At 25.2% G+C, this 4,019-nt stretch carries 4 protein-coding genes; all 4 read left to right on the forward strand.

Features of this window, described 5'->3' with window-relative positions; genetic code table 11:
• The first annotated feature begins 244 nt into the window (after positions 1 to 244).
• On the forward strand, positions 245 to 1,441 hold the full coding sequence (gene ribD / locus Q4E08_RS11655; protein ID WP_303131129.1) for a bifunctional diaminohydroxyphosphoribosylaminopyrimidine deaminase/5-amino-6-(5-phosphoribosylamino)uracil reductase RibD: 1,197 nt from the start codon (positions 245 to 247) through the stop codon (positions 1,439 to 1,441).
• Between the two features lie 69 nt (positions 1,442 to 1,510).
• Positions 1,511 to 2,167: a riboflavin synthase gene (locus Q4E08_RS11660; protein WP_303131131.1), complete on the forward strand. Its 657-nt coding sequence runs from the start codon at positions 1,511 to 1,513 to the stop codon at positions 2,165 to 2,167.
• 135 nt (positions 2,168 to 2,302) lie between these two features.
• Positions 2,303 to 3,601, forward strand: a complete 1,299-nt coding sequence (ribA, locus tag Q4E08_RS11665; protein ID WP_303131132.1) for a GTP cyclohydrolase II — start codon at positions 2,303 to 2,305, stop codon at positions 3,599 to 3,601.
• A 73-nt stretch (positions 3,602 to 3,674) separates the two neighbouring features.
• A partial coding sequence (gene ribH, locus Q4E08_RS11670; protein ID WP_303131134.1) for a 6,7-dimethyl-8-ribityllumazine synthase occupies positions 3,675 to 4,019 on the forward strand: 345 nt, incomplete at its 3' end.

Here is a 4,019-nt window from a genome sequence, read left to right on the forward strand (position 1 = left end):
AATATAATTTAAAATAAATTTAATTTAAAAGATATTAGATACAATTATATATTAAAAATTAAAAAATAATTATAGTATATTGTATTAATATTTTATTTAAATAAAGTTACTATTAATTTATAATATATAGCTTAATTATATTTATAATGTTAATCAAATTCATTTAAGGTCCTGAGAAAATATTCTCAGGGCTTTTTTATATCCTAGAGAATTATTAAAAATTTAAAAAAGAGAGATGATGCTAATGGATGAAAAGTATATGAAGCTTGCGATGAATTTAGCTAAAAAAGGTGAAGGAAAGGTTAATCCTAATCCTTTAGTTGGAGCTATTATAGTGAAAGATAATAAGATAATTGGTAAAGGTTATCATAGAGAATTTGGGGAAAATCATGCTGAAATAGAGGCTTTTAATAATTTAGCTTCTGACAGTTATGGTGCAACTATGTATGTAAATTTAGAGCCTTGTTCTCATTATGGAAAAACTCCACCTTGTGTTGATAATATTATTAAAAATAAAATTTCAAAAGTGATTATAGGATGTTTGGATCCAAATGAATTGGTCAAAGGAAAAGGTATTAAAAAACTTGAAAATGCGGGAATAGAAGTTAAGATTAGTAATTTAGAAGATGAATGTAAAAAACTAAATGAAGTTTTTATAAAGTATATAAAATTAAAAAAACCATTCGTAGTTTTAAAGAATGCTATGTCTTTAGACGGAAAAATATCAACATATACTGGAGAATCAAAATGGATAACTGGGGAAAAATCAAGAGAATCTGTGCATAATTTAAGGAATAAATATATGGGGATAATGGTTGGTATCAATACTGTTATAAAAGATAATCCAGAATTAACTTGTAGATTAAAAAATGGAAGAAATCCAGTAAGAATTATAGTTGATAGTAATCTTAGAATACCTATAAATTCTAAAGTAATTTTAAATAATAAAAATTCATTTAACTTAAAATTATTAAAAGAATTTAATACTGAAATAGAAAATATAAATGATTTTTTAAAAGAAGATAATAATTTAAAAATTAGAAATAATATAGTTTTAAAAGATATAACAATAATTGCAACTACTAAAAAAGCTAACAAAGAAAAAATAAAAATTTTAGAAAGCAAAGGTGTCATAGTTTTAATTACAAAAGAAAAAGAGAATAGAGTAGATTTAAATGATTTAATGATTAAACTTGGAAAACTAAATATAGATAGCATTTTACTTGAAGGTGGATCAGAATTAAATTTTTCAGCTATTAAGGAAAGAATTGTAGATAAAATTATATGTTATATAGCTCCAAAAATAATTGGGGGAAGTAGTTCAAAGACACCAATAGGTGGACAAGGGATAGAAAAAATAAGTGATGTAATAAATATAAAAGATATGAGCTTTAAAAATATAGGAGAGGATATAGTCGTTGAAGGGTATATAAGATACTAAATAAATTACAAAGCTACTTAATAATTATAATTTAAAAAAATTTATTATATATAATTTTGAGGTGAAAATATGTTTACTGGAATTATAGAAGAAATAGGAGAGGTTAAATATATAAAAAAAGGGATAAACTCATCAAGACTTTTAATAAAAGCAAAAAAGGTTTTAGAAAATACTAAGATTGGAGACAGTGTTTCAACGAATGGAGTATGTCTTACTGTTACAAATATAAGTAATGATAATTTTGAAGCTGATGTTATGTCAGAAACATTAAGAAGAAGTAATTTAGGAGGTCTAAAAATTGGTAGTAAAGTTAATCTTGAAAGAGCATTAACTTTAGAGAAAAGATTAGGAGGTCACATTGTTAGTGGACATATAGATGGAACTTCTAAAATAATATCTTTTTTGAGAGAAGATAATGCAATTTGGATAACATTAAAAGCAGATAAAAATATTTTAAAATATATTATTTTTAAAGGTTCGGTAACAATAGATGGGGTAAGTCTTACGGTGGCATATGTAGATGATGAAATTTTTAAGGTTTCAATAATACCTCATACAGGAAGTGAAACAAATTTATTAAGTAAAAATATTAATGAAACAGTGAATATTGAGTGTGATTTAATTGGAAAGTATGTTGAAAAGTTATTAGGTTTAAATCAAATAAGTAATGAAAAGAAAGTTAATCAAATAAGTGAGGAGTTACTTATAAATACTGGCTTTATATAAAAGAAAAATAAATATTTTAACTATATTTAATAGCTTTATTTTAGATATAAGAAATATTATTAACTAAAAATAATTTATATTATATAAATAATAATTTAGGATTTTAAATATTAGTATAAAGGTGGATGGTAACAAATGTTTAAGTTTAATAGTATTGAAGAAGCAATAGAGGATATAAGAAGTGGAAAGATGGTTATAGTTATTGATGATGAAGATAGGGAAAATGAAGGAGACCTTTTAATGGCTGCTGAAATGGTTAATGGTGAAGCTATTAATTTTATGGCAAAGCATGGAAGAGGCCTTATATGCATGCCAATTGAAAAGAAAATTGCAAAAAAATTAAATTTTCATCCAATGGTTTCAAATAATACAGATAATCATGAAACTGCTTTTACAGTATCAGTAGATTATAAAGATACTACTACAGGAATTTCAGCTTTTGAAAGAGCTTTTACTATAAAAAAAGTTTTAGAAAGTAATAATTGTAATGATTTTAGAAGACCAGGGCATGTATTTCCTTTAATTGCAAAGAATAATGGAGTTTTAGAAAGGTTAGGACATACAGAAGCAGCTGTTGATTTAGCAAAACTTTCAGGTTTTAAAGGTGCTGGAGTTATTTGTGAGATAATGAGTGAAAATGGAGATATGATGAGAACAAAAGAACTTATTGGATTTGCTAAAAAATTTGGTATTAAGATTATTACAATAGAAGATTTAGTTGAATATAGAAAAAATAAATTAGAAGTTAATAATTTTAAAGATAATCTTATTAAATGTAACTTTAATGAAAAGGAACTTACTTTTAATAATAAAAATTTAAAGTATGAAAGTAGTAATAATGAAGTTGTTTTTGAAAGAGTTGTAGAAACTAAAATGCCAACTAAATATGGTTATTTTACAATGTATGGTTTTATAAATAAATTAAATGGTGAACATCATGTGGCTTTAGTTAAAGGAAATATAGAGGGCGGAAAAAATATTCTTGTAAGAGTTCATTCAGAATGTCTAACTGGAGATGCCTTAGGGTCAAGAAGATGTGATTGTGGGGAACAATATGACGCTGCTATGAAAAAAATATCAAAAGAGGGGAGGGGAATACTTCTTTATATGAGACAAGAAGGACGAGGAATAGGGCTTATAAATAAGTTAAAGGCTTATGCTTTACAAGATGAGGGATATGATACAGTTGAAGCAAATATAAAACTTGGATTTGAAGCTGATATGAGGAAGTATGATGTAGCAGCATCTATACTTAAGGATTTAGGAGTTAAAAGCTTAAAGCTCATGACAAATAACTTAGATAAGATATATAGTTTGGAAAATGAAGGTATAAGTGTAATAAATAGAGTTCCTATTCAAATGGATTTCAATGAAAATAATGAGTTTTATTTAAAAACTAAAAAAGAAAAAATGAATCATATTTTAAATTATTAAACTGATAAATTATAAGATTTATAATAAAAATTTTTAAATCATATTTTAAACAAATTTTTTAGGAGGAATTAATATGAGAATATTAGAAGGAAATTTAGTAGCAGATAAATTAAAAGTTGGAATAGTAGCTGGAAGATTTAATGAATTTATAGTATCAAAATTATTAAGTGGTGCTTTAGATGGTCTTAAAAGACATGGTGTAGATAAAGAAAATATAAATGTTGCTTGGGTTCCAGGTGCTTTTGAAATCCCTCTTATAGCAAAGAAAATGATACAAAATGAAAAATATGATGCTGTTATATGTTTAGGGGCCGTTATAAAGGGATCAACACCTCATTTTGACTATGTATGTGCAGAGGTTTCAAAGGGAATAGCACAAGTATCAATGCAAACAGAAAAGCCAGTAATATTTGGAGTA

Source organism: Clostridium sp., assembly GCF_030532265.1.
Taxonomy (GTDB): domain Bacteria; phylum Bacillota; class Clostridia; order Clostridiales; family Clostridiaceae; genus Clostridium.

Coding starts and splice junctions, on each gene's coding strand:
- ribD (WP_303131129.1), top strand. CDS start 245: ATGGATGAAAAGTATATGAAGCTTGCGATGAATTTAGCTAAAAAAGGT.
- ribA (WP_303131132.1), top strand. CDS start 2,303: ATGTTTAAGTTTAATAGTATTGAAGAAGCAATAGAGGATATAAGAAGT.
- Q4E08_RS11660 (WP_303131131.1), top strand. CDS start 1,511: ATGTTTACTGGAATTATAGAAGAAATAGGAGAGGTTAAATATATAAAA.